Raw genomic sequence first — 2,362 nt, 5'->3', positions numbered from 1 at the left:
ACTATTTCACTTAATAATAGGCGCCCCGTTAAATCATCGTCCCAAATATAATACATCAGATCAAGGCTACGCCCAGCCTCTGCAGCTCCTATTGCACGAACACAAAACGCATCCAAATTGCTGATAATGAGGGAAAGGGCATCTTTATCAATCCCCAATCCATTTTCTTCCTCAGCTAATTGACTGACGATACGATCAAGCTTAGTTTCATCTTTCTGAATAGGTAACGCATAAGAACATTGCCCCCTAGCATTTTTCACAAAACGCCCATAAGTGTAGATTGCCAACATAGATGCAATAAAAAAAAAGAGGACAAAACCAATAATAATCTGTAAAAGAGTCAAAGAGGGCAAACTTTCTATTTTAAACTATCACATCATCAGTAATGCAAACGATAACACTAATCACTTCATCTTAATCGTATAGCAGATAAAATGCCACCTCTTGCTTAAGAGAGTATAAATTTAATATTGATGATACAAAAATTTTAGCGGTAGTATTTAAAAGTTTTTAAAAATGCTTCTCTGTTTTAATAGTTTTAATAAATGCAAACTTAACCAAAACTGTATAAATTGAAACAAACGATTAAAATAGTCACATAAAATTTATATTTGATTTAAATCTACAAAATCATCCTCTATAGATAAATTTTACAATAAATGATTGTTTTCTTAAGATTCCCCCCACGAAATTTATCAAAATCCACTCTATTTTTTTGAAACTCATGCTTGTCATGAGGAGAAATTTGTTATGAATTTTACTTTCGTTCTTGATTTCTTATTGCTCTCAATTCTTCCATTTTTCTATAAAGTGTAGAGCGACCAATATGAAGGCGGCGTGCAATCTCACTCATATGTCCTTTATAATGTTTAACCGCTTTCTCGATAATATCATGTTCCATCTCTGCAAAAGTACGCACATGCCCATCAGTATTCAAAAATTTTATCGATTCTTGTTCATCATCTTCTTGCATATTACCCTCAATGATATTGGGAACATTCATTAATGAATTTCCCATTAATTGCGGAAAATCTCGAACCGTTAATAACGGTCCTTCACTGAGTAAAATCGCACGAAATAAAAAGGTTTCAAGCTCATTTCTATTGCCAGGCCAATCATACTGCATAAGCAAGGAAAGAGCAGAGCCTGCTAAACCATGGACATGTGATCGCCCTGTTTCTGTAATAATGCGATCAATCAAACGTTGTGTGATCTCTGGAAAATCATCCCTTAATTCTCGTAAAGCAGGGACGCTAATAGACAAATGAGAAAATTGTTCAAACAAACTATGCAAAAAAAAGTTCTCATTAACCAAATCCTTTAAACGTGATGTTGAAATAGCAATGATCCGAAAAGGAAAAAAATCTCCTTTTGTATCCCTTTCCCTTTCTTTAAGGTAATGAGCAAACCGTTTTTGCTGTATGGGCTCAAGTCGATCAATATCACAAAGGCAAAGTGTCCCTTTTTCAAGAGAAGAAACCAATGGCAGGAATTCTTTAAACCACTGCTGATTTTCTTCTTCTGGATCAACGATAGCTGAACATTGAAAGCGAATAAAAACACCCTCCGAGAATAATCCCTCATGATGAATAATCCGAGCTAAAGTCTCACGTCCTGTTCCAGCTTCCCCCTCTATCAAAAGATTCTGTAAAGAAGTTGCTGCTTGTCTCGATTGTTCTAACACTATCTGCATAGCCCTACTTTTTACGCAAAGATCAGAAAACCGTAAATGATTCTCTTTTTTTCGCCGAATATCTCGAACCTCATGCTCCAAGGCAGAAATAAGAGCAAGGATATCCAAAGTAACTCTTACGCGTAATAATGTTACTGGATGGATCCAATAATCAATAGCTCCAGCTGTTAAAGCTTTCTGGAGTAAATGCTGATTCTCTTGTTGTGCTATAACGACAATAGGAACAGAAACACCAGCAACTCTAATCATTTTAATCAAATCGCTCACACTCAAATCACTCATAACGACATCAAGGAGTGCGAGCACAATGTTTTTACGCCTGTGTAAAAGATCAATCGTACGGAGACCATTTTCTGCTTCAATGACACGATAACCAAAACCTCGCAGCATAGAAGAAAGTTCTATACGTCTTCCATAATCTTCACTCGCAACAAGAATGGGACCAACCATAATGTCAATAATCTCCTTTGAGACTACTCAGCAGCTTAATATAAAAATTGTTGTAAACCATAAGAAATATTTTACCTCTTGTGTTTCACTTACGAACTTCATCAAGCTGTCAATTAAATACAACATTAAGGCATTTTTTTCCATTTTTTTGCTTTTTCATTGATTTTCATCAAATTTTTCATATTGACTCATGGGATAATTTAATAATGTTATAGAAAC

1 protein-coding gene and 1 pseudogene are annotated in these 2,362 nt (G+C 35.1%); both read right to left on the bottom strand.

Annotated features, from left to right (window positions below; genetic code table 11):
* Positions 1 to 344, bottom strand: a pseudogene (locus tag ACFIO3_RS11620) (phospholipase D family protein); the annotation flags it as partial.
* A 413-nt stretch (positions 345 to 757) separates the two neighbouring features.
* Complete coding sequence (locus tag ACFIO3_RS11615) at positions 758 to 2,143, bottom strand: sigma-54-dependent transcriptional regulator (protein WP_375606755.1); 1,386 nt, start codon at positions 2,141 to 2,143, stop codon at positions 758 to 760.
* Positions 2,144 to 2,362: the final 219 nt, after the last annotated feature.

The organism is Bartonella sp. AD328YNZD, assembly GCF_042196425.1.
This window is presented reverse-complemented; position numbering and strand designations above follow the sequence as displayed.